Annotated in this window: 23 protein-coding genes; 6 read left to right on the top strand and 17 right to left on the bottom strand. The window is 64.4% G+C overall.

Annotation, left to right across the window (positions count from 1 at the left end):
- Nucleotides 1-133: 133 nt before the first annotated feature.
- A complete protein-coding gene (locus ACTXG5_RS19755) occupies nt 134-1,885 on the top strand; it encodes an N-acyl-D-amino-acid deacylase family protein (protein WP_445160402.1) in 1,752 nt (583 codons plus the stop codon).
- 48 nt (nt 1,886-1,933) lie between these two features.
- Here ACTXG5_RS19755 and ACTXG5_RS19750 read toward each other — a convergent pair whose 3' ends face one another.
- Complete coding sequence (locus tag ACTXG5_RS19750; RefSeq protein ID WP_445160401.1) at nt 1,934-2,425, bottom strand: hypothetical protein; 492 nt, start codon at nt 2,423-2,425, stop codon at nt 1,934-1,936.
- Between the two features lie 10 nt (nt 2,426-2,435).
- On the bottom strand, nt 2,436-3,104 hold the full coding sequence (locus tag ACTXG5_RS19745; protein ID WP_445160400.1) for a TetR/AcrR family transcriptional regulator: 669 nt from the start codon (nt 3,102-3,104) through the stop codon (nt 2,436-2,438).
- A 180-nt stretch (nt 3,105-3,284) separates the two neighbouring features.
- On the opposite strand from ACTXG5_RS19745, the gene ACTXG5_RS19740 reads away from it, so the two are divergent.
- Complete coding sequence (locus tag ACTXG5_RS19740; RefSeq protein WP_445160399.1) at nt 3,285-5,051, top strand: N-acyl-D-amino-acid deacylase family protein; 1,767 nt, start codon at nt 3,285-3,287, stop codon at nt 5,049-5,051.
- Between the two features lie 7 nt (nt 5,052-5,058).
- Here ACTXG5_RS19740 and ACTXG5_RS19735 read toward each other — a convergent pair whose 3' ends face one another.
- Together ACTXG5_RS19735 and ACTXG5_RS19730 are read right to left on the bottom strand one after the other, a co-directional pair.
- Nucleotides 5,059-6,732 (bottom strand): acyl-CoA synthetase, encoded by a 1,674-nt coding sequence (locus ACTXG5_RS19735; RefSeq protein WP_445160398.1) that lies wholly within the window; start codon nt 6,730-6,732, stop codon nt 5,059-5,061.
- 71 nt (nt 6,733-6,803) lie between these two features.
- Nucleotides 6,804-7,403, bottom strand: a complete 600-nt coding sequence (locus ACTXG5_RS19730; RefSeq protein WP_445160397.1) for a TetR/AcrR family transcriptional regulator — start codon at nt 7,401-7,403, stop codon at nt 6,804-6,806.
- A 201-nt stretch (nt 7,404-7,604) separates the two neighbouring features.
- Here ACTXG5_RS19730 and ACTXG5_RS19725 point away from each other — a divergent pair, with 201 nt between their 5' ends.
- The gene (locus tag ACTXG5_RS19725) at nt 7,605-8,150 is read left to right on the top strand and encodes a class I SAM-dependent methyltransferase (RefSeq protein ID WP_445160396.1); all 546 of its coding nucleotides are present in this window, start codon (nt 7,605-7,607) and stop codon (nt 8,148-8,150) included.
- A gap of 11 nt (nt 8,151-8,161) precedes the next feature.
- Here ACTXG5_RS19725 and ACTXG5_RS19720 read toward each other — a convergent pair whose 3' ends face one another.
- From ACTXG5_RS19720 to ACTXG5_RS19705, 4 genes are all read right to left on the bottom strand, one after another.
- Nucleotides 8,162-9,562: a DEAD/DEAH box helicase gene (locus tag ACTXG5_RS19720; RefSeq protein WP_445160395.1), complete on the bottom strand. Its 1,401-nt coding sequence runs from the start codon at nt 9,560-9,562 to the stop codon at nt 8,162-8,164.
- Between the two features lie 304 nt (nt 9,563-9,866).
- Nucleotides 9,867-10,148, bottom strand: a complete 282-nt coding sequence (locus ACTXG5_RS19715; protein ID WP_445164504.1) for a thiocyanate hydrolase — start codon at nt 10,146-10,148, stop codon at nt 9,867-9,869.
- 114 nt (nt 10,149-10,262) lie between these two features.
- A complete protein-coding gene (scnC, locus tag ACTXG5_RS19710; RefSeq protein ID WP_445160394.1) occupies nt 10,263-10,979 on the bottom strand; it encodes a thiocyanate hydrolase subunit gamma in 717 nt (238 codons plus the stop codon).
- Nucleotides 10,976-11,827, bottom strand: coding sequence for an SH3-like domain-containing protein (locus ACTXG5_RS19705; protein WP_445160393.1), 852 nt, complete (start codon nt 11,825-11,827; stop codon nt 10,976-10,978). The genes scnC and ACTXG5_RS19705 overlap by 4 nt, the downstream gene beginning before the upstream one ends.
- Nucleotides 11,828-11,954: 127 nt before the next feature.
- On the opposite strand from ACTXG5_RS19705, the gene ACTXG5_RS19700 reads away from it, so the two are divergent.
- The gene (locus tag ACTXG5_RS19700; protein WP_445160392.1) at nt 11,955-12,806 is read left to right on the top strand and encodes an enoyl-CoA hydratase-related protein; all 852 of its coding nucleotides are present in this window, start codon (nt 11,955-11,957) and stop codon (nt 12,804-12,806) included.
- Between the two features lie 58 nt (nt 12,807-12,864).
- On the opposite strand, the gene ACTXG5_RS19695 is transcribed toward ACTXG5_RS19700, so the two are convergent.
- The 8 genes from ACTXG5_RS19695 to ACTXG5_RS19660 are packed head-to-tail and all read right to left on the bottom strand — an operon-like array spanning nt 12,865 to nt 21,585.
- Nucleotides 12,865-14,565 carry an FAD-binding protein gene (locus tag ACTXG5_RS19695; RefSeq protein WP_445160391.1) on the bottom strand — a complete coding sequence of 567 codons (1,701 nt, stop codon included), beginning with the start codon at nt 14,563-14,565 and terminating at the stop codon, nt 12,865-12,867.
- Nucleotides 14,562-15,962: an aromatic ring-hydroxylating oxygenase subunit alpha gene (locus ACTXG5_RS19690; protein ID WP_445160390.1), complete on the bottom strand. Its 1,401-nt coding sequence runs from the start codon at nt 15,960-15,962 to the stop codon at nt 14,562-14,564. Before ACTXG5_RS19690 ends, ACTXG5_RS19695 begins: the two co-directional genes overlap by 4 nt.
- A 22-nt stretch (nt 15,963-15,984) precedes the next feature.
- Nucleotides 15,985-17,526 carry an acyl-CoA synthetase gene (locus ACTXG5_RS19685; protein ID WP_445160389.1) on the bottom strand — a complete coding sequence of 514 codons (1,542 nt, stop codon included), beginning with the start codon at nt 17,524-17,526 and terminating at the stop codon, nt 15,985-15,987.
- An 8-nt stretch (nt 17,527-17,534) separates the two neighbouring features.
- Nucleotides 17,535-18,407 (bottom strand): enoyl-CoA hydratase-related protein, encoded by an 873-nt coding sequence (locus tag ACTXG5_RS19680; RefSeq protein ID WP_445160388.1) that lies wholly within the window; start codon nt 18,405-18,407, stop codon nt 17,535-17,537.
- Nucleotides 18,408-18,424: 17 nt separating this feature from the next.
- Nucleotides 18,425-18,661, bottom strand: a complete 237-nt coding sequence (locus ACTXG5_RS19675; protein WP_445160387.1) for a lipoyl domain-containing protein — start codon at nt 18,659-18,661, stop codon at nt 18,425-18,427.
- Nucleotides 18,654-19,652, bottom strand: coding sequence for an alpha-ketoacid dehydrogenase subunit beta (locus ACTXG5_RS19670; RefSeq protein WP_445164503.1), 999 nt, complete (start codon nt 19,650-19,652; stop codon nt 18,654-18,656). Before ACTXG5_RS19670 ends, ACTXG5_RS19675 begins: the two co-directional genes overlap by 8 nt.
- 27 nt (nt 19,653-19,679) lie before the next feature.
- On the bottom strand, nt 19,680-20,678 hold the full coding sequence (locus ACTXG5_RS19665; RefSeq protein ID WP_445160386.1) for a thiamine pyrophosphate-dependent dehydrogenase E1 component subunit alpha: 999 nt from the start codon (nt 20,676-20,678) through the stop codon (nt 19,680-19,682).
- A 43-nt stretch (nt 20,679-20,721) separates the two neighbouring features.
- Entirely contained in the window at nt 20,722-21,585 is an 864-nt protein-coding gene (locus tag ACTXG5_RS19660) for a mycofactocin-coupled SDR family oxidoreductase (protein WP_445160385.1), read from the bottom strand.
- 315 nt (nt 21,586-21,900) lie between these two features.
- Between ACTXG5_RS19660 and ACTXG5_RS19655 the strand changes: the two genes are divergently transcribed.
- Both ACTXG5_RS19655 and ACTXG5_RS19650 read left to right on the top strand, forming a co-directional pair.
- Nucleotides 21,901-23,133, top strand: a complete 1,233-nt coding sequence (locus ACTXG5_RS19655) for a CaiB/BaiF CoA transferase family protein (RefSeq protein ID WP_445160384.1) — start codon at nt 21,901-21,903, stop codon at nt 23,131-23,133.
- A 311-nt stretch (nt 23,134-23,444) separates the two neighbouring features.
- Nucleotides 23,445-23,732 carry an ANTAR domain-containing protein gene (locus ACTXG5_RS19650; protein WP_445160383.1) on the top strand — a complete coding sequence of 96 codons (288 nt, stop codon included), beginning with the start codon at nt 23,445-23,447 and terminating at the stop codon, nt 23,730-23,732.
- 237 nt (nt 23,733-23,969) lie between these two features.
- On the opposite strand, the gene ACTXG5_RS19645 is transcribed toward ACTXG5_RS19650, so the two are convergent.
- Complete coding sequence (locus tag ACTXG5_RS19645) at nt 23,970-24,716, bottom strand: IclR family transcriptional regulator (protein ID WP_445160382.1); 747 nt, start codon at nt 24,714-24,716, stop codon at nt 23,970-23,972.
- Nucleotides 24,717-24,718 lie beyond the last annotated feature (2 nt).

Here is a 24,718-nt window from a genome sequence, read left to right as displayed (position 1 = left end):
TTTCCCTGCTCGGAACCAGGCCTCGATCGCCGCGCTAACATCGCTATCATTACGCTAATACCAAGCTGATGACTCCCTACGAACGCCTGATGGTCACCTGCCCCACCGACCCGGGCCGGCAAGGATGGCTGGCATGACCTACGACCTGATCATTCGGGGCGGAACGGTAGTGGACGGTACCGGGGCGCCGGCGTCTACCGCCGACATCGCGGTCATCGACGGCGTCATCGCAGAAGTCGGCCGCGTCCAGGGCAGTGCCCGGCGCGTCGTCGACGCCAACGGCCTCACTGTGACACCCGGATTCGTCGACGTGCACACGCACTTCGACGCCCAGGCCACCTGGGATCCGCATCTGACCCCGTCGTGCTGGCACGGCGTCACCACCGCGATCATGGGCAACTGCGGGATCGGGTTCGCGCCCGTGCGTCCCGACCGGCACGACTGGCTCGTCGACCTGATGGAGGGCGTCGAGGATATTCCGGGTTCTGCGTTAACCGAAGGCATCACGTGGGAGTGGGAGTCATTCGGCGAGTACCTGGATGCTCTCGAGCGGATGCCGCGCGCGGTCGATGTGGGTGCTCAGATTCCGCATGCGGCGGTGCGTGGTTTCGTCATGGGGGACCGTGCACACGACACCGCGACTGGTGCGGACCTCGAGGCGATGGGCCGGATCGTCGCCGACGGCCTGCGGGCAGGTGCGTTGGGCATGTCGTTCGGGCGCACGGCCGGGCATCGCAGTGCATCGGGTGAACCGGTACCGGGAACCTACTCCGAGGAGGACGAACTCGCCGCGCTGATGGGCGTGATGGCGGAGGTGGGTTCCGGTGTGCTGCAGGTGGTTCCGGCCGGTGTGGGTGGCGCGATGGGGGGAGACGAGCGCCACTCGATCGATGCCGAGATCGAGTGGATCACCCGCCTCGGTCAGCAGCATCGGATACCGCTGACGTTCTTGGCGATGGTCAACGAACAGGATCCGCACGACTGGCGGAACTGGTTCACCGCGGTGCACAAAGCCAACGCAGCCGGTGCATCCATCAGGCCGCAAGTGGCCAGCCGCGCCTTCGGGATGCTGATGGGCCACCAATCGCGGATGAATCCGTTCCGACACCGGCCTACCTATCGCGCACTGATGGAAATGCCACTCGCGCAGCGCGTCGAACGGCTCCGCGATCCAGACATCCGGGCGCAGATCCTGGCCGAAACACCCGAGCCGTCGGCCCAGCCCAGCGCTGACCAACTCAACATGCACACCTTCAAGCGGCTCTACCCGCTGGGCGAGGCGCTCGACTACGAACCGGCGCGCGAGGACAGCATCGCCGCCATCGCCGAACGCGAGGGTCGCGACCCGTGGGAGGTCACCTACGACGTGCTGCTCGGCGCCGGCGGGCGTGAATTCTTGCTGTTGCCGTTGCTCAACTACGCCGGCAACAACTACGACCACCTCTACGACATGATGTCGGATCCGGTGAGCCTGCAGGGGCTCGGTGACGGCGGGGCGCACTGCGGCATCATCTGCGACGCCAGCATGACGACGTATCTCCTGTCGCACTGGGTGGGGAAGCGAACCCGGGGGCCCGGACTGTCGCTGGAGTATGCCGTGCACCGCCTGACCGGCGACCCGGCCGGCTTCTACGGGCTCGGTGATCGCGGGGTGCTGGCTCCGGGCCGACGCGCCGATATCAATCTCCTCGACTTGGATCGGCTCGGGCTGCACTACCCGGAGCGGGTGGAGGATCTGCCTGGCGACGCGGGGCGATTGATTCAGCGCGCGGACGGCTACGTCGAGACGATGGTGCTGGGCGAAACCGTCGTCGCCGACGGCGAATTGACCGAGGCCATGCCCGGCGGTCTGGTCCGAGGGCGGCGTCCCGCTTCGGTGGGTTAGACGACTGACGCTGCCGGTCCGGCTGTTCGATATATCGCTGTGGCGCAGCTACTTTGGTGCAGGACCATCTCCTGGGTGCTCGCCGGCGTGCCGTCTGTGCAGAAACGAACTACCCGCGTGCAGCACGCCGCGGAATGCGTAGGCGGCAGTCACTATGCACACCAAAATCAGCAGGACGAACATCACCAGCCAGTTGCCTCGGCTGTGGTTGACGTTCCACCAGACGATCGTGAAGAGCACGGCGCAGAGCAGCACCACCAGATCCCGCCAGTTGCCCTGGTAGGACATCGCGGCCCTACGTAGCGCGCGACTTCGGTCTGCCCCGTCAATCAGGTCGTCGATGCGAGCATCGATCGAGCGCTGCAGTGCGTCGCGTCTTCGCGTCTCCTCCGGCGGGAGCTTCTCCAGCAGGGCCATGTCCTGCTGGATCAGCCCCCGATAGTCGGGGCCTCTGAATTGCCCGGCCGCGAGCGCGAGCATTGCGCCACCGAATACAGGTGCGCTGTCCAAAGCGATTTGTCCGACTCCCACTACGTCCACTCCTTCTTCATCAGGACGCCGCCGAGGACCGCCGCCGCGCTCGCGGCTCGGGCGCCCGCAGCGCGCCCATTGCCTGGGCGACTTGCGGGTAGGCAATCGCGGGTCCGATCCACCGGATCAGGTAACGCCGAAGATCCGCGCCGCTGCGCGCGGGTCGGCCGGGGTCGGCCAGGAATGAGTGCAGCAGCCGGAGGGTGAATTCGTTCAGCTCGTCCAGGCCCGCATCGTCGAAACCGTGTTGCTCCCAATCGATATCGAAGCGGTGCAGCATTGATCGCCCGAAGGCCAGAGCGGTGTCCGACACGATGGAGATCGTTTGACCGCTGCGGTTGCGCCGGTTGAGCACCAATTCGAGCTGATTGTCGGACGCCAGCTGCTCGACGGCGAACGCGAAACTTTCCGTCACTGCCACAACGGGGTCGGTGATCCCTTTGAGGTGAGCCGCCAGATGATCAAGGAAGCCATCGGCTGACCGCATCGCGCTTGCCACCAGCAATGCCTGGGTTCCGGGGAAATAGCGGTACACGGTCTGCCGGGTCACACCCAAAGCCCGCGCGACATCGGCGATCCGCATGGCCGATCCGCGCTCATCGATGATCTTGTCCGCCGCATCCAGGATTCGCTCGATCGCCTCCTCATCGGAGGCGGGCGTGTTCCCCGCCCAGCCGTGGCTGCGCATACTCAGCGAGCGGCAAACGCGTAGTCGGTGATCGTCACGGCTAGATCATATCGTCGCAGGCTAGACGATCGTTGCTGCTGCGCATGACTGACCGGGAATCCGGCGCTCTGACCCTCATCGATCCACGGCGAGACACTATCCGAAGTGTGTATGATCACTGCAAATCAGGAGGCCCGAAACATGCGGTACGACACCGTCATCATGAATGGACGCTGGTTCGACGGAACCGGGGCGCCTTCGGCTGTTCGAAACATCGGCGTGCTCGACGGCCGCGTCGCCACAATCGCCGCTGGACCGCTGGACACCACGGGCGCCGACGTCATCGACGCGACGGGCCAATGGGTGATCCCCGGGATCATCGACATCCACACCCACTACGACATCGAAACACTCTGTGAGCCAGCGCTTTCCGAATCGCTGCGGCATGGCGTGACGACCGTGATGCTGGGCTCCTGTTCGCTGTCCACGGTGTACCTGGACAACGTCGACGCGGGCGACATCTTCGGGCGTGTCGAGGCCATTCCGCGGCGCTATGTCATCGAGCAGCTCGACGAAGCACGCTCATGGAACAGTCCGAAGGAATATGTGGCCGCCCTCGAGGAGCTCAACCTGGGCCCCAACATTGCGGCTTTCATCGGTCACTCCGACATGCGGGCCGCGACGATGGGACTGGACCGGGCAACCCGCAAGGACGTTCGCCCGTCGGCGACCGAACTCGCGCGGATGGAGTCGATGCTGGAGGAGGCCCTCGACGAGGGCTTCGTCGGTATGTCCTCGCAGCAACTGCTGTTCGACAAACTCGACGGCGAGATCTGCAGGTCGCGCACGCTGCCGTCGACCTATGCCTCGTCGCGCGAACTGCGCCGCCTGAACGCTATCCTGCGGCGGCGCAACAAGATCCTGCAGTCGGGCCCCGACATCAAGAACCCGTTCTCCATCGTTTCCCAGCTGGCGTCCTCGCTCGGGGTGGGGCGGCGCCGACTGAAGACCAGTCTGCTCTCGGCCGCCGATGTCAAGTCGTTGCCGCCGGTCATCTATCTCATGGAGGGCCTCGCGCGAATCGTCAACGCCCTCGGAGGTGACTTCCGCTGGCAGCATCTTCCGGTGCCATTCGAGGTGTACGCCGACGGAATTTCGTTGGTGATCTTCGAAGAGTTCGGCGCCGGCGCTGCCGCCCTGCACCTGCAGGACGAGATCGCCCGCAACGAGCTCATGCGCGACGAAGAGTATCGGCGCCAATTCCGCAAGGACTACGACCAGAAATACGGGCCGAGGGTGTGGCACCGCGACTTCTTCGACGCTGAGATCGTGGCATGCCCAGACGCGTCGGTGGTCGGCAAGTCCTTCGGGCAAGTGGGTGTGGACCGCGGCGGCGTACATCCGGTCGACGCGTTCCTCGATCTGGTGCTGGAGCACGGCGAAGAGCTGCGCTGGCACACGACGATCTCCAACCACCGGCCAGAATTGCTGAAAAAGCTGGCGCAGAGCCCCAATGTTCAGATGGGGTTCTCCGACGCGGGCGCACACCTGCGCAACATGGCGTTCTACAACTCCGGTCTGCGGTTGCTGCGGCATGTGCACGACGCCCAGAAACAGGGCACACCGTTCCTGACGATCGAGCGTGCGATCCACCGGCTCACCGGCGAACTCGGAGCCTGGTACGGGATCGATGCGGGCACACTGCGCGAGGGCGACCGCGCGGACATTGTCGTGATCGACCCCGAGAAGCTCGACGAGTCCCTCGATGCCTATGCCGAGCACCCGATCGAGTCCTACGGCGGGCTATCGCGGATGGTGAACCGCAACGACGACACCGTCACCAGCGTGTTGGTGTCGGGGCAACTCGTGTTCGGTGCGGGCGAGGTGTCGCCGGTGCTGGGCAAGCAGCGGTTCGGCCAGTTCCTGCGTGCGGGCGACCCGTCCCGGACCCTCACGCCTGCGGTCTAGCGTTCGGCTACTCCGATCCCGTTGTGGTGGAGAGGCTTTCGGCAGCGACCTGCTTGGCCCAGCGATAGTCGGCCTTGCCGGCCGGCGAGCGTTGGACTTTGGCCGTGCGGATGATCGCCTTCGGCAGTTTGTAGCGGGCGATGTGTTGCTGACACGTCTCCAGCAGCTCCTCATCGCGGGGATCCCTGCCCTCGACCAGTTGAACAATCGCGACCACCTCGTTGCCCCAGCGCTCCGAAGGACGGCCGGTGACGACCACGTCGTAGATGCCGGGGTGCTCGGCCATCGCGGCCTCCACTTCTTCGGCGAAGATCTTTTCACCGCCGGAGTTGATCGTGACGGAGTCGCGGCCCAGCAGCTCGATACGGCCGTCGGCGAGAAGCCGGGCCCGGTCCCCGGGAACCGACCAGCGCACCCCGTCGACGACGGGGAAGGTGCGCGCAGTCTTCTCCGCATCGCCGAGGTAGCCAAGCGGAATGAAGTTGCGCCGGGCCAGCCAACCTTCGCCATCACCAGCGCAGAGCTGTCGGCTGAAATCGACTGCCACCACACCGGTTTCCGAGCCCGGGGTAAACGTGGGCACGGCAGTCGGCGCCGACTGTGTCGACAGCGCACTCATCTGCAGACCCGTTTCCGACGCTCCGGCGCTATCGATCACCAGGAGATTCGGCAGCGCAGCGACAAAGCGCCGGCGGACACTGGGAGTCAATGCGGCGCCGCCATTGCTCACCGACACCAGTCCAGATAGGTCGTAGTCACCGCGCTCGATCTCATCGATGAGTGGGCGGGCGATCGCGTCGCCGACGACCGGGATATTCATGACCCGTTCGCGTTCGACCAACCGCAGAATCTGGTCGGCCCGAATGCTATGGACATCGTCGGGAAACGTCACCCAACCGCCCATCGTCATGATCTGGAATGCACCCCACTGCGCGGCGCCGTGCATCAGGGGCGGGATCAGCAGCACCGATGCGAGACCGGGCGCCGCAGACGCGCGCTCGGCCAGTTCGTCGTAGGAGGCCATCGCCTCATCGGAGCCGAAAGGGCGCCCGCCCATTGCGGACACGAACACGTCGTTCTGGCGCCACAGCACACCCTTGGGCATTCCGGTGGTGCCACCGGTGTAGAGCATGTACAGGTCGTCACCGCGCGGAGTGGGCATTCCGGCGGCCGGGGGCGGTGTCTCGACGATCGATTCATAGTCGACAGCGCCGGGCAACAGCGGCTGGCCGGAATCGTCTGACACCTGAATGAGAAATTCCAGTTGGGGGAGTTGATCGCGAATCGACGCGACGCGAGGCGCGAATTCGGCGTGATACACCAGCGCCCGGGCTTGCGCGTTGGCAAGCAAATAGACGAGCTCGGCATCCACGTAGCGGTAGTTGACATTGAAGGGTGCGACCCGCGCCCGGTAGGCGCCGATCATCGACTCCAGATATTGGTTACCGTTGCGCAGGTACAAACCGATGTGATCCTGGCCAGATTCGTGGCCCTGCAAGCGATCCCGTTCGGTATGACACCGCAGCTCCAGCGACGCCAAGTAGTGCGCGACGCCGTCTACCCGCGCGTCCATGTCGGCGTACGTCCATTCCCGATCCCGCCAGAACAGGGCACGGTGCTGGGGAAGTGCCCGTGCCAGAGTGGAAAACACCGTCGACAGGTTGAATCCGCTATCGCCCACGACTCTCCTCGAGGTTCGGCGCGCTGGGTCGGCGACGTTGAATGAGGCAATTCGCTTGTGCATTCGGCAAATCAGGCAACCGAGGCCCCCAAAATGAGGTTAACCGCCTGGTCGAGTTGCCCGGCGATCTCCTCGTAATCGACAAAGCGCGCTGTCATCAGCGCGCCGGCGAAGGTGATCTGCAGGGTGGATTTCACGGCGCGCGGCCACCCCGGCCCCAGCGCGGCCGCAATCCGCTTCGACACTTCTTCGCCGATCTGTTCTCGCAGCGGTTGGACCGCCGGATCGTCGGCCATCAATGCTGCGCCACAGGCGGCGCTCAACTCGGGCTCGTCGGCCACCGCCACCGCCATGTCCCGCAGCGTGGCGCTCACCCGGGTCTTGGTGGTGTCGTTGACATCGGTGTGCAGCGGCAGGGCGCGCAGGAAATGCAGATAGACCGCGGCCACCAAGGCGCTTTTCGACGGAAAGTACGTGTAGGCGCTGGCCGGCGACACTCCGGCGCGGGCGGCAACGGCACGCATCGTCAGGTTGGCGTACGACGATTCACGCAGCTCCTCCAGCCCGGCGTCGAGGACCTTGCGGATCGTTTGTCCGGGCCGACGATCCGACCGGCGGGCACCCCCGGCACCGGCCGCCGCCCCGGCCGGAGGAGCCACTTCTCTAGACACCCGTCCAGTGTAGGAAACGGGATGCGCGCGGCCAACAACACCGACGCTAAGCGACTAAATGTCCCGGTACAGCAGCGATGGCATCTCACTCGTCTGGCCAGGTGGACGTAGGAGGGTAGGCACCTTGCCTAAAATGCAGACACCTGTCCAGAACTGTTGAGCATTGGTTTCTCGTACTGCGCGAGTCGTAAGGTGACGGCTGTGACCTGGGAGGACCGGCGCCGTTGGGACGAGCGGTATACGAGCAAGGAACCGGCATCCGGCGCTCCGGTGGGCCCGCCAGGCATCTTTGCCGACTATGCGGACGCTTTCCCGACCACCGGCAGGGCTCTCGACATCGCCTGCGGCCGCGGACTCGCCACGGTCTGGTTGGCCCAGCGAGGCCTGCAGGTCGTCGGATTGGACGTCTCCGCGGTCGCCATCGGCCAGGCACGGGAGCTGGCCCGGCACAGTGGCATCGACGAACGCTGCCGTTTTGACGTCGTGGATCTCGACGACGGCTTACCGGCCGGGCCTCCGGTCGATGTCATCCTTTGCCACAAGTTCCGCGACCCCCGCCTCGACCAAGCGTTCATCGAGCGCTTGGCTCCGGGCGGGCTGCTGGCGACGGCGGCGCTCAGCGAAGTCGGCGCCGAACCGGGTCCGTTTCGCGCAACACCCGGCGAGCTCGCCGTGGCCTTCGCCGAACTGGACGTCATTGCCGCCGGTGAAGGCCAGGGCCAAGCGTGGCTGCTGGCGCGGGCTTGAGCCCTGCGCAACTACCCTTGCGCGCCTTGCGCGCGGCTCGAGCGGCGTCGATGTTCGACCTGCCGCGTCGGTGTGGCGCTGCGGTGGTTAGGTGTGTTGCTGCGGTACGAGATCGCCGAATCGGTCGGGGCCGGATTACTTTTCGGTGACCGACTGGTGTTCGGACGACGCCGTTGCCCGCCGGCCTTCGGTCGATGCTGCCGTGGCGACTGCGAGGGAACACTGGCGGGTGCGGGCGCCTGGTAGGGCGCGATCTCACCGACGAGCGCTTGCACCGCGTCCGACGTCGCGGTCACCTGTTGAGGAGCGACCTTGATGCCGGCCTTGCGCATCAACGCCTGAGTGTCGTGGCGCTGCTCGGGCAGGACGACGGTGACGACGTCACCGGCGCTTCCCGCCCGCGCCGTGCGCCCGGAGCGGTGCAGATAGGACTTGTGCTCGGCGGGCGGGTCGATGTGCACGACGAGTTCGACCTCGTCGACGTGCACGCCCCGCGCGGCGATGTCGGTTGCCACCAGCACCCGGGCACCGCCCGAGGCAAACATCGCCAGATTGCGCTCGCGGGCAGGCTGAGACAGGTTGCCGTGCAAGTCGACTGACGGAACTCCAGATTCGGTGAGCTGTTTGGCGAGTTTGCGGGCTTGGTGCTTGGTGCGCATGAAGAGAATTCGGCGCCCGGTGCCGGAAGCGAGTCGGTGCACAAGTTCCTTCTTGGCGTCGGCATTGGCGACATGGAATATGTGATGGGTCATTTCGGATACCGGCGAGTCGACCCCATCGACGGAGTGCAGAACCTCGTTCTGCAGGAACCGCGTGACGAGCTTGTCGACGCCGTTGTCCAGGGTCGCCGAAAACATCAGCCGCTGGCCGCCATTCGGGGTCGCGGCCAGGATCCGGGTGACGCCGGGCAGAAAGCCGAGATCGGCCATGTGATCGGCTTCGTCGATCACGGTGATCTCGACCGCCGCGAGGCTGATCAGCCGCTGCTTCATCAGATCCTCGAGCCGGCCCGGGCAGGCCACCACGATGTCGACGCCGGATTTAAGTGCCACCACCTGACGGTGTTGTGAAACGCCGCCGAAGATCGTGGTGACCCGCAGACCGCAGGCTGCGGCCAGCGGCTCAAGCGTCGCGGTGATCTGACTCGCCAGCTCACGGGTGGGCGCGAGCACCAAACCCGATGGTTGTGACCGGCGGCGGCTGCCTTCGGAGAGCCGGGTGACCAGCGGGATCGAGAAGGCAAGGGTCTTTCCGCTGCCCGTTTTCCCGCGGCCGAGTACGTCGCGGCCGGCCAGCGTATCGGGCAGGGTCGCAACCTGAATAGGAAATGGATCGGTAATGCCGCGAGCGGCGAGCGCACTGACGATTGGTCTGCGCACGCCGAGATCGGCAAAAGTTTTGTCGGTAGTCACTGTTCGGTGCCTTTCAGGCATCGGTCATGCCGGACCGGCAACGTAGTTGTCGCGCGCGGTTCTCAGCACAAGTTGGCGAGATTGCCGGAGGGCAAAATCGATCGCCGCGAGACAAGCTAGTGCGGATGCACGGATCATCTGAACGTGGTGGGTAAGCCCGAATTTCGGGGCGGCACCAGGTGGGATGAAGAAGCGTTCCACGACGTAGTTGACATCTAGCTGTGAGGCCAACGTTGATGCCAGCATAGCGCACCCGGTGGACAGCGACGAAAAAGCCGACTGTGATGTCCGTCGCTGAGTTTGATCAGGCTTCCAGCCTGGCCCGTACGGCTGCCATGCGCTCTTCGAGTTCGGCCTCGTCGATCACACCACGCGCTAAGAGCGAATGCGCCAGTGCAACCAACCGGATTTCCGGGTAGGGCAGCTCGGAATACACCGTCTCCGACAGGGTGTCCTCTTCGTTGCGCCGGTCGACGAAGCCGAGTACCTCTGGGCCGCAAACGCTTTGATCGAGGGCGTCGCACATCCCGTCCAGGCTGGTCTGCCACGGCGGCACCGGGTTGTCGACTCCGTACTTGGCCGCCATCCGGCTCCAGACCTGGTTTCGCTCAACGATTTTCGCCAAAGGCGTAATCGAGGAAGCTTCGGCCTCCAGGGCCGAGTCCACGCTTTCGGAAGTGCTCACCTGTTCGCCTCCGAATCAGTCGCCGACAGGATGGTTGGCCGGTCGGGTTTCGGTGATCGCGTTCGTGGTTACGCCGGCCTTGGGCAACGCCACACCGATCAGGCAATCGCGGGTGAGGATTTCGGCTAGCTGGTCCTCGGTCCAGTCATCGGTTCCTTCGGGGCGGATGGGCATCACCATGAACCGGTGCTTCTGATTCGAGTCCTCCACCCGAATCTCGACCTCTTCGGGTAGGTACAGTCCGAACTCGGCGAGCACTTGGCGCGGCCAGCGCACGATACGGCGACGGAAGTTGGGCGTCCGGTACCACTCGGGCGAATTGCCCAGAATCGGGCGCGGATAGCACGAGCACAGCGTGCACACGATCACGTGATGCAACGTCGGCGTGTCCACCAGCACGTGAAAGGCCGTGAAGTCACTGGGCGTGCCGAAACCCGTGGGGTGCAACCAGTCGACCCCGACTTCCTTACTGGCGGTGAGCGGATCCGAAACGACCAGCTCCTTGAACTCGGGGTTGAGCCAGGCCCGAGCCACCAGGTGGGCGGCCGGAGTCGGCCCGATCTGTTCGGCGTATTCGGTCATCCGGCGGTGTTCGGCCGCACTGAAAATCCCCTTCTCGATGCACAATTCGCGAAGGGCAATCTCGAGGACTTCGAAGTCGGTGATCTCATCCACCATGGGCGCCGCGGTGCGGTCGTGGTCGTGGTCGTGGTCGTGATCATGGTTGGTCATGCTGACGTCCCTTCCGCCGCTCCGAGCCACCGCTCGGGGATCTCGGTTTGCAGCGTGTCATTGGTGGGACCGGTGTAGCCGTGCCAGAGCTCGGACAGATTGAACCGAACGATGTAGAACCACTCGGGTTTTTGATCGGGCCCGGCCCAGGACTCGTCCTCGGCCGCGGGGCTTTCGTACGTGACGACGGCGATCTCACCTTTCGCGCCCCGCACGTATTCCTGGGTGCGGGTGTACAGCAGGATGGGCAGGTCCTTCACCACGACTTCGTCGCCGACCCGAAATTTCGGTTCACCGGCCTGCCCGGCAAAAATTTGCGGGTCGCCTTTACCGACGGCGCGGATGTGGTGTTCGTTGCGTTTGACCTCTGCGGGGTCGCCTTCGAATTTGGGCTTGGCTTCCAACGGCTTACCCTGCAGCCCGCCTTCATACCGGGCCTTCACCTCAACCATTCGCTCGGCCAGCTCGCTCAGCCCGATGTGGTGTTTCTCCACGAGGACTCGCACGACCGCGAGCAACCACCGCACGTAGTACGGCAGACCCAGATAGATGGCGCGGCCCAGGTCCACATTGCCCATCCGGCGTCGTTCCTCGGACAACCAGATTCCGCGCCAACCGAGCACCTCACACATGATGTAGGTGTTCTCTTCCCAGATCTCGTACTGCTTGTTCTCCCATGCGATCGGGGCGTCCGGCTCGCCACCGACATCGTGTGGGGTCTTGGTGTAGGCGGTGAACCGGTCGTGATCAATGAGATCCGGGGTGGGCGCGTCCGGAAGCTCGGGGTAGGAGGACTTGAGCCTGGCCACCAGGTCCAGCTGGGTTGCCCGGTCCAAAGGAGTCGCCATGAGAGCTTCCGTTCGTTTGTCCGGATGTCGGCCGTGGCGCAGCCCGGTGCGCACCCAGTACAGCTCACTCCTCGCGTCGAGATCATGCAACCGCTAGTTGGAGTGCGGGGAGGGTAAGGTCCCGATGATGGAGCGTCGCGTCCTCGAAGCGATCATCTACGAGCGCGAACCGCCGATCGCGCGGATCATTCTGAATCGGGTCGACAAGGCCAACACCAAGGATTCCGTCCTCGTCACCGAAGTCGACAACTGCCTGCACGAGGCCGACCGCGACAACGAGATCAAGGTCGTGATCATCAAGGCCAACGGCAAGGGCTTCTGCGGCGGCCACGTTGCCCGCTGGGGTCCCGACGAAAATCCCTACCCAGACTTCGGAAATACCTTTGAGGACCTCTACAAGGGCACTGCCGACCTCTTCCTGTGGCCAACGCTGTACTTGTGGGAGTTCCCCAAGCCGACGATCTCCCAGATCCACGGGTACTGCATGGGCGGCGGAATCTATCTCGGCTTGTTGACCGACTTCTGCGTGGCCTCCGACGACGCGTATTTCCAGATGCCGCTTGCCCAAAGCCTCGGAGAACCCGGCGGCCACACCATGATTGAGCCGTGGTTGTTGATGAACTGGCATCGCACCATGGATTGGTTGTTGCTGGCGCCAACGCTGTCGGCCCAACAAGCCCTCGACTGGGGACTGCTCAACAAAGTGGTGCCGCGCGACGACCTCGAGGACACCGTCGAGGAGATGGCACGCAAGATCGCCCAAATCCCGTTGACCACGCTGATGGCGGTGAAGAACAACGTCAAGCGTGCTTGGGAATTGATGGGTATGCGGGTGCACCTTCAGGTCAGCCACATCCTGACCAACATGGTCGGTGCCGCATCCGATGTGCAGGCGCGCCGAGCCGAGCTCATGCAGTCAGGAATGAAGCCGCGCGAATTCGTCGACCGTGACGAAACGCCAGGCGCCGCCCCAGTGTGAAGCTGGCCGCAAACTCGGTGCCGAACGTGAAGCTGGCCGCACACTCGGCGGAAATGTTTTAGCGGCTCATCTCGCCGGCGATTTTTCGGCCGGCAGCGTGCCGTGCGGCGACGTAGCCGAAGACCATCGAGCTGGCGATGCTCGCGCCGGCGCCCGGATACGTACGCCCCATCACCGTCGCGGTGGTGTTCCCGGTCGCGTAGAGGCCGTCGATCACCCGGTCCTGCTGGTCGAGCACTTGGGCGTGCTCGTTGGTGATCACGCCTCCGCAGGTTCCGACGTCAGCCGGCAAGACCCTGGTCGCGTAATACGGAGCGCGATCCAGCGGTCCGATGGCGGCATTCGGCCGGTAGCCCGGATCGCCGAGGCAGTCGTTGTAGGCCGACTGGCCCCGCCCGAAGTCGGGATCCAGGCCCTTGGCGGCGAACCGGTTGAACCGTTCGATAGTGCGCATCAGCTCGTCGGCGGGCAGGTCGATTTGGCGGGCCAGGTCGGCGATGGTGTCGCCTCGTTTGACCGCACCGTTCTCGATCAGCTCGGCAGGCAGGTGCTGACCGCGCTTCAGCGGATTAGCGCTGGTGACGTATCTGCGTACGTATCCGTCGTCGAAAATCATCCAGCAGGGCACCGCTTTGTTCGCGTACATCGCCTTGCCGACCTCGACGTAGGAGTTCGACTCGTTGCAGAACCGCCGGCCGGTCGAATCGACGTAGATGGCGCCGGGACGCTGTCGTCCCGAGCCCAGGGATGCGGCCACGGCACCCCCGTTGGCGATGAAAACCGAAGGCAGCCACCATGCTTCGTCGAGGAGATCAGTTTTCGCGCCCAGCCGCATCGCGGTCTCGAGCACTTCGCCGGTATCACCCGCGTTAGCGATCGACCACTGGCCTTCGTTGGGCTGATCACCGCTGTACCGGCGGCGCATCTCCTTGTTGTGGCCGAAGCCACCGGCGGCCAACAGGACTCCCTTACGTGCCTCCACGTTCAGCGGGACGCCGTCACGACTGACGCGCGCGCCGACGACGCGGCCGTCCTCGACGATGAGATCTTGCATCGCGCTATTCGTCCACAGCGGCGGCTGACTTCCACCGAGATCGATCATCACCTTGAGCATCTGAGCGATCAGCGAGGAGCCGTTCGTGAGGATCTGGCTCCGGCGGGCTCGCGCCGCCGCGGTGCGCGCGAACACCTTTGTCGCCACCGCGAATGCGCGGGGTGAACGGTTGAAATACTGAACCGAACGCAGCTCGTTGGTAAGCACCACGTACCCGTAGTTCTTGGCCAGCGGCGGCTGCACCTTGTCGTGCCAGCTCCCCAACTCGGCCGCGTCGAAGGGAATTCCCTCGACGGCTCGGCCGGACTCGTTGCCGCCCTTGTGATTCGGGTAGTAGTCGCTCCAACCGGCGCAGCGGATCAACCGAACACCTTTGCGCATCAGGAAATTGATCATCTCGTAGCCTGCGGAGAGGAACATCTCCCGTCGCGCGGGCGAGGACGCCGCACCGATATCGCCGACCACGTCGTCCAAATAGGCCAAACCGTCTTCATGCGAGTCGGCGATGCCATCGGCGCGCATCAACGGGTTGTTCGGCAGCCAGACGATACCGCCGGAAAGCCCGGTCGATCCGCCGACGAGAGCTTGCTTTTCGACGATCAGTGGCTCGAGCCCACAGTCCAGCGCGGCCAGCCCCGCCACCATGCCGCCGCCGCCGCTGCCCGCAATGAGCAGGTCCACCGAGCGGTCCCACTGGGTGGTCATCGTCCCTCCGGGGTGAATCCCAAGTCGGCGACCGGCACGTCGATGGTGGTGTTCGTCTTCTGAATCGCGGGAACCAGCGCCTCGTAAGGCAAGCCGGCAAGGAATCCGTCGACGACTCGTTCGAAGTTCGAGATCAGTCCTTCGATCTGGTCCGACAATCGCATGTATTCAAACCCCTTGGAGTGCAGTCCTTTTTGCTGTCGCGGCAGGTTGGAGAAATCTTGGGCGGGGATCGGCGGCCAGCGCGGGTCGTCGGGCGCCATCGGTTCCGGTGGTGTCGGCTTGCCGGTGACCTGGTCCGGTGGGATGCGGGTGAGTGACCAGATCTCGAACAACGTCTCCTCGGGACCGAGCGGGCGGATCCGGTACGACGAGGCGCTGCTGTACTGGGGCAGCAGAAAATAGTGCGGGAATGCGAAATTGATGGCCTCGACGATGCCGCGCCGCGCCAAGTCGTTGAGGTCGGGCATGTCGCAGCCGCGGGCCCGATGCCAGTCGACCACCGCGTCATTCAGCGTGCTGCGCCAAGCGGCCATCGCCGCGGCCGGATCGGCCGGCAGCTCCATATTCTGCAGGCCCTCGGCGATGCGGATGTCATTCTCATGCGTCATGCCGGCCATGCCTTCGCCAAGTGTCCGCATGAAGTACAGGTTGGCCTGGGTCAGCCCGGGCGGCTGCCCCGGTGGGCTCGAGGTCTTGGGCATGCTCGAAGGCAGCAGCTGCGGGTGCGTCTGTGGCACGTGGTAGCCCTCCATGAAGGCGGCCGTCGCCAGCTTCCAATTCACCGGAAGCCGGCACGATTGCCACCACTCGACGCGCATCGATTCGACTTTCCAGGCGTCGTAGATCGTCGCGAACGGCTCGAAGCAGTCCCGCAACGAGGGGGCGCCGTCGTCGAGGTTGATCCATGCGCATCCACCCCACAGCTCACTTCTGACCGAAACAAGTTCGAGGTCATCGGGGCGCATGTTCTCCTCGGCGAAGGCCTCGGGCCGCAGCACAAAGGTATTGCGCCCGTCGAGGCCCCAGCACCAGCCATGGAATGGGCAGACGAAAGTACGCCGATTCCCATTGCCTTCCACCAGCTTTACCCCGCGATGGCGGCACGCGTTGTGATAGGCCCGCACATTTTCGCTGTCGACCCGCACCACGATGATCGACTCGTCGAGGATCTCGTACTCCACGTAGTCGCCCGGCTTGGGTATCTCCTCGAGCCGGCAGGCCATCTGCCACACCCGCGGCCACAACATCTCGGCCTCAAGCGCGTAGAAGTCGGGGTCGTAGTAGCGCTGCTTGGGAATTCGATCGGCGCTCTCGACCGCCCACGGCACCGGCAACGCCGTCCAGTTCGCCGCTGCCTTAGCCGAGGTTCGTACCCCGCCCGTCTCTACAGCCATCTCGTCATCCCTTGTGTCAGCGTCACACGATCCGTGAGGCGCGCCCCAGCCAGTAACGCTCACGAATGCGTCTCTTATAGAGCTTTCCGTTCGGGTCGCGCGGCAATTCCGGGTCGAATTCGACTGTGCGCGGACACTTGTAGCCGGCCAGGTGGGCTCGGCAATACGCAATGAGCTCGGCCTCGAATTCGGGCCCCGGGATGACGCCTTCGACCGGTTGCACCACGGCCTTGACCTCTTCGCCGAATTCGTCGTTGGGAACGCCGAAGACCGCCGCGTCGACCAGTTGAGGATGCATGATCAGCAGGTTCTCCGCCTCCTGGGGGTAGATGTTCACCCCGCCGGAGACGATCATGAACGTCGACCGATCGGTCAGGTACATGTAGCCGTCCTCGTCGACGTACCCCATATCCCCCAAAGACCGCCACCCGCGTTCGTTGTACACCGACGCGGTCTTGGCCGGATCCTTGAAGTACTCGAAATCGGGTCCACCTTCGAAGTAAAGCTCTCCAGGCTGGCCAATGGGAAGCTCTTGTCCATCGTCGCCGACCACGTGCACCGGCGCCATCGGTACGCCCACCGAGCCGGGGTGGGCAAGCCACTCCTCGGGGCCGATCAGGGTCCCCGCGAATCCCTCTGTGCCTCCGTAGTATTCGTGAATGATCGGCCCGAACCACTCCATCATCGCGTGCTTGACGTCCACCGGGCAGGGAGCGGCCGCGTGGATCACGCAGCGCAGGCTGGACACGTCGTACTTGCGGCGCACTGCCTCGGGCAGTTTGAGCATCCGCACGAACATCGTCGGAACAAACTGGGCATGCGTGATGTGGTGGGTCTCGATCAGCCGCAGGACAGCTTCGGCGTCGAACTTTTCCATGATGATCGATGCGGCGCCCACCCGGCTGACCGCCATGGTGTAGTTCACCCCGGCCGCGTGATAGAGCGGCGCGGGGGAGAGGTACGCGCTCGACGGGCTCATGCCGTAACGATGGGTTAACGCCATCTCCAGGACGGACTGCGCCCAGGAGCCGTTGCCGTCGGCCGGCAGCGGTCGGCGGACGGCCTTGGGCCGTCCCGTGGTGCCCGACGAGTAGAGCATCTCGGATCCGTCCGACAATGGCGGGGCGGCACCCGCCGCTGCCAGCACCTCGTCATATCGGCACCAGCCGGGCAACGTGGGCCCGGCGCCGCCGACAACTATGTGGACCTCGACTGCCGTGTTGACATTGCGCACGTGGGCGGCGATGTCGGCCATCGAAGCGTCGACGAACACCGCCTTGGCGTCGGAGTCGCCAATGACGTAGGCCACCTCGTCGGGAGTGAAATGAGTGTTGACTGCGGTGTAGTAGAGCCCGGAAAGCTGGCAGCCCCAGGTGATTTCGAAGAACTCCGGCCGGTTCGACAGCACCAGGGCGACGCCGTCGCCGCGGCGCAGTCCCGCACCGTGCAGCGCCGCCGCGACCTGTTGGCTGCGGGCATACAGTTCGCCGAACGAGATCGTGCCGCCGTCGGTAACCAGTGCCGGCGACTGTGCGGCAGCGACCGCGTGATCGGCGATGTTCAACAGCGGTCTTACGCGCCGGCTGCGCCGTCGGTGGACGCGGCGGCCGCGGCCTGGCGATTGGCCATCTCCTGGGGCTTGATCTTGCCCTGAAGAACCTGACCGATCAGCTGCTGCACATCTTTGCTCATCGACGCGAGCGCGACCAGATCGTTGGAGGTCTGCCAGTGCACCCGCATGCCCATCAGTTCCCACGCCCGCTTCAGATTGGCCTTCGTGAGCATGAGCGTCGTCAGCGGTGCCTGGGCGATGTGGCGGGCGATCGCGTCCACGCGGGCGTCCAGGTCCTCCCGCTTGACCACCTCGTTGACGAGCCCTACCTCCAGCGCCTTCTTGGCGTCGATCACCTCGGCGGTGAACAGGTAGTAGGCGGCGCGGCGCCAGTTCATGAATACCCAAGGCTCGATCGAACATTCACCGGATGGCATGCCGAACCCCTGCAGGGGCGGGTAGGAGAAGTAGGCGTCCTCGGAGGCGATGACGATGTCGGTGGTCAGGCCCATGTGCGTACCGCCGCCTACGCAGTAGCCGTGGACCTGCGCGATGGTGGGTTTGGAGAACTCCCAGAGGTTCAGCGTCGGCTTGACGAACAGGTCGGACTGCGCCTTCCACGGGTGACCCTGAACCAAGGAGTTCTCCACGAACGCGGGATAGTCGGTGGAGTTGTCGCCGATGGCATGTCCCGAGCAGAAGCCCTTGCCGTTGGCCCGCAGGACCAAAACCTTGATGTCGTAATCGCGGTCAGCATCCAGCAACGCGGCGTCGACTTCTTCGGCCAGCTTCTGGTCCTGAGCGTTGGCCTTCTCCGGCCAGTTCAGCGTGATCTTCGCGATCGGCCCGTCTTTCTGATAGATGATCCGCTCGCGAGTCTCGTTGAAATCCATCTGTTCGTGCCCTTCCTCTATGAAGTGATGACGCCGATTTCTGCGCCGATGTCGTAGGTGGTCCCGACCTGGCCCGTCCACTGCACGGTGCCGGATGCTCCCGCTTCGATTTCCTGTTCCACTTTCTCGGTGGCGATCACGTAGATCGGCGTGCCCGCCTCGACGCGCTCACCCGCGTCGACCAGCAGCCTGGTGAGTTCGGCCTCCGAGACCGCGACCGACACACGCGGGATGCGAATAATGAAGTCAGCCATGCGCATTCGTCTTCTTGAGGGTGCGCTGCGCAGCATCGACGATGCGCGCCGGCGACGGGTACATCTGCGCCTCGAGCGCCGCGGCCGCCGGGTTGGGGACGAACCTGGCGGCGACCCGTTCGACGGGTGCGGCCAGCTCGCCGAACAATTCGTGCTGCAGGATTGCGGCGATCTCGGCACCTGGTCCGGCGAATTGCACCGCATCGTGGACGATGACGGCCCTGCGGGTGCGCCGGACGGACTCGACGATCATCTCCACGTCCAGAGGCACCAGTGTGCGCAGGTCGACCACCTCGGCGCTCACACCCTGCTCGGCCAGTGTGACCGCGGCGGCGAGCGCATCGTGCACGCTGCGGCCGTAACTGATCAGGCTCACATCGCTGCCTGGCCGCTTGATGTCGGCCTGGCCGAAGGGAATTGAGAATCCGGGATCGACAGGGACGGGCCCCTTCTTGCCTTGTAACCGAATGGTCTCGATGAACAAGCAAGGGTCTTCGTCGAAGATCGCGGTTGTCAGTAGTCCTTTGCCGTCACGCGGGGTGGACGGCACGATCACCTTCATCCCGGGGATATGCATGAACCACGCTTCCAGGCTCTGCGAATGCGTGGCACCGGTGGCCAGCCCGGCATAAACCTGGGTACGGATCGTGATCGGCGCCGTTGTCCGTCCAGCGGTCATGAACCGCAGCTTGGCGGCGTTGTTGATGAGCTGGTCGGCGGCGATGCCGATGAAGTCCATGATCATGATCTCGGCCACCGGCAGCAGCCCGTCGATCGCGGCGCCGATCGCCGCACCGACGATCGCGGCTTCCGATATCGGAGTGTCGAGGACCCTGTCGTGGCCGTACTTGGTCGACAATCCGGCTGTCGGTCCGGAGGCACCGGGATCGGCGATATCCTCACCGAGCAAAAACACTCGGTCGTCGGCCTGCAGCGCCTGATCCAGCGCGAGGTTCAGCGCCTCGCGCATCGTCATCTCTTTCTCGTCCATCGCCTCTCTTTGTTCCATCAAGAATCCTCAGACCGGGAATTTGATCGGAGTTGCATACACGTCCTGGTCGAGCTCGGCCGCCGACGGGGAATCCGCGTTCATCACCGTCTGCAGGGCGGATTCCACCGTGACCAGCGCCTCGTCGTCGATGCGAGCGAGTTCCTCCTCACCGCAGATGCCGGCGTCGGCAAGCTGCCGGCGAAAGCGCGGTACCGGGTCGGCAGCCATCGCCGCTTCCAGCTGTTCCTTGGGGATGTAGGGCATCCGATCGCCGAAATAGTGGCCGCGGAAGCGGAATGTCACGCACTCGACGAAGGTGGGGCCGGCGCCCCCGCGTGCCCGCTGCAGCGCATCGTCGAGCACGGCTTTCACTGCTAACGGGTCGTTGCCGTCGACCCGGACACCTGGCATGCCGTATCCGGCAGCGCGGTCGGCTACCTGCGCGAGCTTCATCGTGTCGCGCGTCGGCGTCATTTCGGCGTACTGGTTGTTCTGACAAACGAACACCATGGGCAGATCCCAGAGTGCGGCCATGTTGGCCGCTTCGTGGAAGGAGCCGGTGTTGGTGGCGCCATCGCCGAAGCTGACCACGGTGACACGATCGAGCCCCTTGCGCTTGGCGGCCATCGCTAGTCCCACGGCCACCGGCGGTCCGGCCCCGACAATGCCGGTCGAAAGCATCACGCCGACTTCGGGTTTAGCGATGTGCATGGTGCCGCCTTTGCCACGGCTGGCGCCGACGGTGCGTCCCATCATCTCGCCGTAGATCTCCTCGAGCGGGACTCCCTTTCCGATGAGATCGTGCAGTCCGCGGTAGGTGGTCACCAGCTGGTCGTCGGGCCGCAGCGCGACACCCATCGCGGCGGCGATCGCTTCCTGACCGCGCGACGGCCAGTACACGCACATGAACTCACCGGTGCCGATGCCCTTGGAGAGCCGGTCGTCGGCCGCCTTCATCAGCATCATCAGCGCGTAGAGACGCCTTTGAACGTCCTTGGGTATGTCTCGGGATCCCGCGTCGGTCATTGCGTAGTTCCGTTGTGGTGCGGTCCGATTGGTGCCAATGCCGTCACGCGCCTGACCATGGCTTGACCTTGAGGAAGCCGCCGCCGTCGACGCGCAACTGCTGCCCGGTGATATAGCGTGCGGCGTCGGAGGCGAGAAACAGCACCGCCTCGCTGATGTCCTCGGGTTCGACGTAGGGGATCGGCATCGCCTGGACTAACGGGAAAACCGGCTCGGCGTCCTCACGAGTCGGGTTCTTCAGGTCGGGCCGGAAGGCCCGGTACATCGGCGCGCTGTGCAACATATCGGTGTTGACGTTGGTCGGGTGCACCGCATTCATCCGGATGGAGAACGAAGCCAGCGCCCGGGCGAAGTCGTTGACATAGTGCGCGGCAGCGAGTTTCGCGAAGGCATATCCGGCTCCGCCCGTGCCGCCATCGATACCGGAGGTGTTCATCGACGACATGAATGCCGCGTTGGAACCGATCACGATGATCGACGCTCCCGCCTGCAGATGCTTGAGGCTGGCGTGGACCAGATTGAGCACGCCGAGCAGGTCCACATCCACTGCATCGGCGAAGGCCTGCGGCGGCAGGCCCGCGGTGAGCGGGCAGATGCCGGCATTGGCGATCACGATGTCGAGGTGTCCGAGTTCGGCGACGCCCTCGTCGATCGCTGTGGACAGGGCCATCCGGTCGCGCACGTCGGCGATTGCGGTGAAAGCGCGCTGCCCCTCCTTCTCGACCAGCCGCGCCGTCTCGTCCAGATCCTCCGGCCGTGCCAGCGGATACTCATTGGTGGCGATGTCCGCGCACAAATCCACCGCAATGATGTCGGCACCCTCGGCGGCCAGCATCCGCGCATGCGACCGCCCCTGACCCCGCGCGGCGCCGCTGATCACGGCTACCTTGCCCGCTACCCTGCCCATCGCCCGTCCTTCGTCCCGGTGCCGATAACCCTGCCCGTTAGAGAGACCCAAGTTGGGGTCCAAAGCCGCTCGTTACCACGGTGGATTCCCATGCCGGCGAACGCGCCGATGACGCGGGGATGAATCGGCCGGCTGCCGCAAGCTCTGGTGCGCAACACGTTTACCGCATCGGGGATTGGGATCTGACCAACGATCGGCTCCATCGCATCTCTTCCACGAAAACTGCGCGTGGCTGTAGCCGGGCTATCAATATCCCTTAGAGTAACTAGAATATCTAAAATAGCAAGGACAGGTCCGGGACCGAGGGGGTTGGCGATGTCAGACGTGCACGGTGGAGTCCTTCAGGGCGTGCGGATTGTCGAACTGGCGTCGTGGACATACGTGCCGTCAGCCGGAGCCGCCCTGGCGGACTGGGGCGCCGACGTCATCAAAGTGGAGGGCGTCGCGTTCGGTGACCCGGGGCGAGCCTTGGTCGTGGGCGGATTCACCCGCCAGGCGGCCCGTCCCGACGCCGACTTCATCCTCGAATTGGGCAACCGCGGCAAACGCAGCATCGCGATCGACGTCAAATCCGATATGGGCCGCGAGCTGTTCGGCCGCCTCGTGGCCACTGCCGATGTGTTCCTGACCAATTGGCTGCCCGGCGCACTGGAGCGGGCCCGACTAACCGTCGACGACATTCGCGCGTTCAACCCGAAGGTCATCATTGCGCGCGGCACCGGCCTGGGGGTCCGCGGTCCGGATCGGGATCGCGGCGGGTTCGATGCCGCCACATATCTGGCCCGTGGCGGGGTTGCCTACACACTTACGCCTTTCGGGACCGATACGCCCGCCGTTCAGGGCCCCGGTTTTGGTGACCTGCAGGGTGGCGCAACGCTTGCCGGTGGCGTGTGCGCAGCGTTGTTCCACCGGGAACGGACCGGTGAGCCGACCATCGTGGATTCCTCGCTGCTGGCGCAAGCAATGTGGTCCATCGCACCGTCGATTTCGGCAGCGGATTTCTTTGACATCGATGGCATTCCAGGTGCACCACCTGGATTGTCCATCAACCCGCTGGTGAACCGATACAAAACCAAAGACGGCAGGTGGATCCAGCTGGTCTTCTTGCAACCCGACAGATTCTGGGCGGGATTCTGCGAGCGGATGGGTCTTTCGGAGTTAGCCACCGATGAGCGATTCGTACCCTCGAGCAACCTGATCGCGAACGCGGCCGCGGCGACCGAGATCGTGGCGAATGCGTTTGCCGGCCATGATCTCGCGCACTGGCAGAAGGTGCTCGAACACGAACCTGGGGTGTGGGGGGCACTGGCGACGCCGCGGGAGACCCTCAATGATCCGCAGGTGGAACCCAATGGCTACGTGGTGACAAATATTGACGATCATGGTGAGAAATACCGAATCGTTGCTGCGCCGGTTCAATTCAACGAAACTCCACCGCTTCCCGCGCGTGCTCCAGAACACGGTCAGCACACCGAGGAAATTTTGCTCGAACTCGGCGTTGAGTGGGACGACATCGCGAAAGCGAAAGACCTCAACTCCATCCTGTGAGGCAGCGCATTGACGAGTGCGCCCGCCAAAAGCCGCCTGCGACTGGCAGTTACGTAACCCGGCCCCCTATCTGTCTGCATTAATGAGAGCGGCGTTACACCTCGCGGTGATTGGCGTCGGATTTGGTATCGACACGGTCACAAGCACGTATCGATGTGCACGGCGGTATGGCATAACCTTGCCGCTCCACAAATCATGGCACAGTGCGCCTTTGAGAACCACAGTCACGAGTTATGGATTCTCGCACGGGTTCTTGTTCGCTATGTGGGGTAGCGGATTTTTGTCATGGCGCAACAGGAGGTATGCACAACATGGTGAACTGGGTTCCCGCACAAACTTCGTGTGGCCCGAACTCCAGCCGCATTCTCGACACCGCACGGGGGATCATTATCGGACTCCGCCGGTGCCGTTCGGAGATGGCTTTCGACGAATTACACAGCGCGGCAGTGCGTCACCGGGTTCCGGTATTCGCGATGGCATGGGCGCTTGTGCATCTCGCAGGCGAGGGGGAGAGGACATCCAGCTTCATAGAGGCGCAGTCAGCAGCGCGCCACGAGTGGGGTCAACTGTTTACCGGGGCGGCAGCGCTGAGCTGTTGACAAGTGAGCAAGAACTTGGCGCGGCCGGGGTCCCTGGGGGGTACCACGGCCGTGCCAACCCACGTCAACAACCAATTGACCAAAAGCCTTTGGAGCACGACGTTTTCCCGCTCGAACTGCAGTGGCCGGCCCGGGCACGAGGCTTGCGACGCCGTCGGAAAACGATCGACCAGGCGATAAACCTGATCCAGTGACCCTGGTTTTCCAGGCCCCGAGCCGGCCCTAGCGGCACACGCGTCAACGCGTCCAGGCCGGTGAGTCGGCCGCCGTGCGCAATGCTGCGATGATGCGCTGCTCCTTTTCGAGGAAACGCTCGGTAGGCGCCGGCACGGAGATGGCGACGACGTTGTCGCCCACAGTCCGTCGCGCGATGGCGGCCGCCGAAATTCCGGGGGTATGTTCCCCCCGGTCGAAAGCAAGCCCAGTCCGCCGGATCTCAGCGGTCTCGCGGCGCAACCGGGCGGCGACCCCGGAACTGAACCGGGAGATCACCACCTCTGCCTCGGCATCATCCAGCGCCGCCAGCGCCGCCTTGCCGTTCGCGGTCACCTCCAGCGGGAATCGGACGCCAACCGCCGAGACCGCCCGGAGCCGGTGCGACGATTCGATCTGGTCGACGAACCACATCCGCTGGCCACGCAGCACGGACAGATCGACCGTTTCACCGTCGGTTGCACGGGCGACTCGTTCGATGGTGGGCCGGAAGATCGCCGAGACGTGCGTGCCGGCGGCGCTGCCGAATCCCAGCAGGCGCTCACCCAGGGAGAAATGACCTTGCGGGTCGACACTGGCCAATCCGACCTCAACCAGGCCGACCAGTAGGCGGCGAGCCGTCGATTTGGCCAGTCCAAGCCGCTCACCGAGGTCGACCAGCCGGAGTTGTCCCGGCTCGGCTGCGATCTCATCCAAAGCGGCGGTCGCACGACGCAGCACCTGGATGCCTTCGTCGCGATTCGTTGGTGGAGTGGGTTCCGTGGACGGCACTC

It is taken from the genome of Mycobacterium sp. Dal123C01, assembly GCF_052566995.1.
This window is presented reverse-complemented; position numbering and strand designations above follow the sequence as displayed.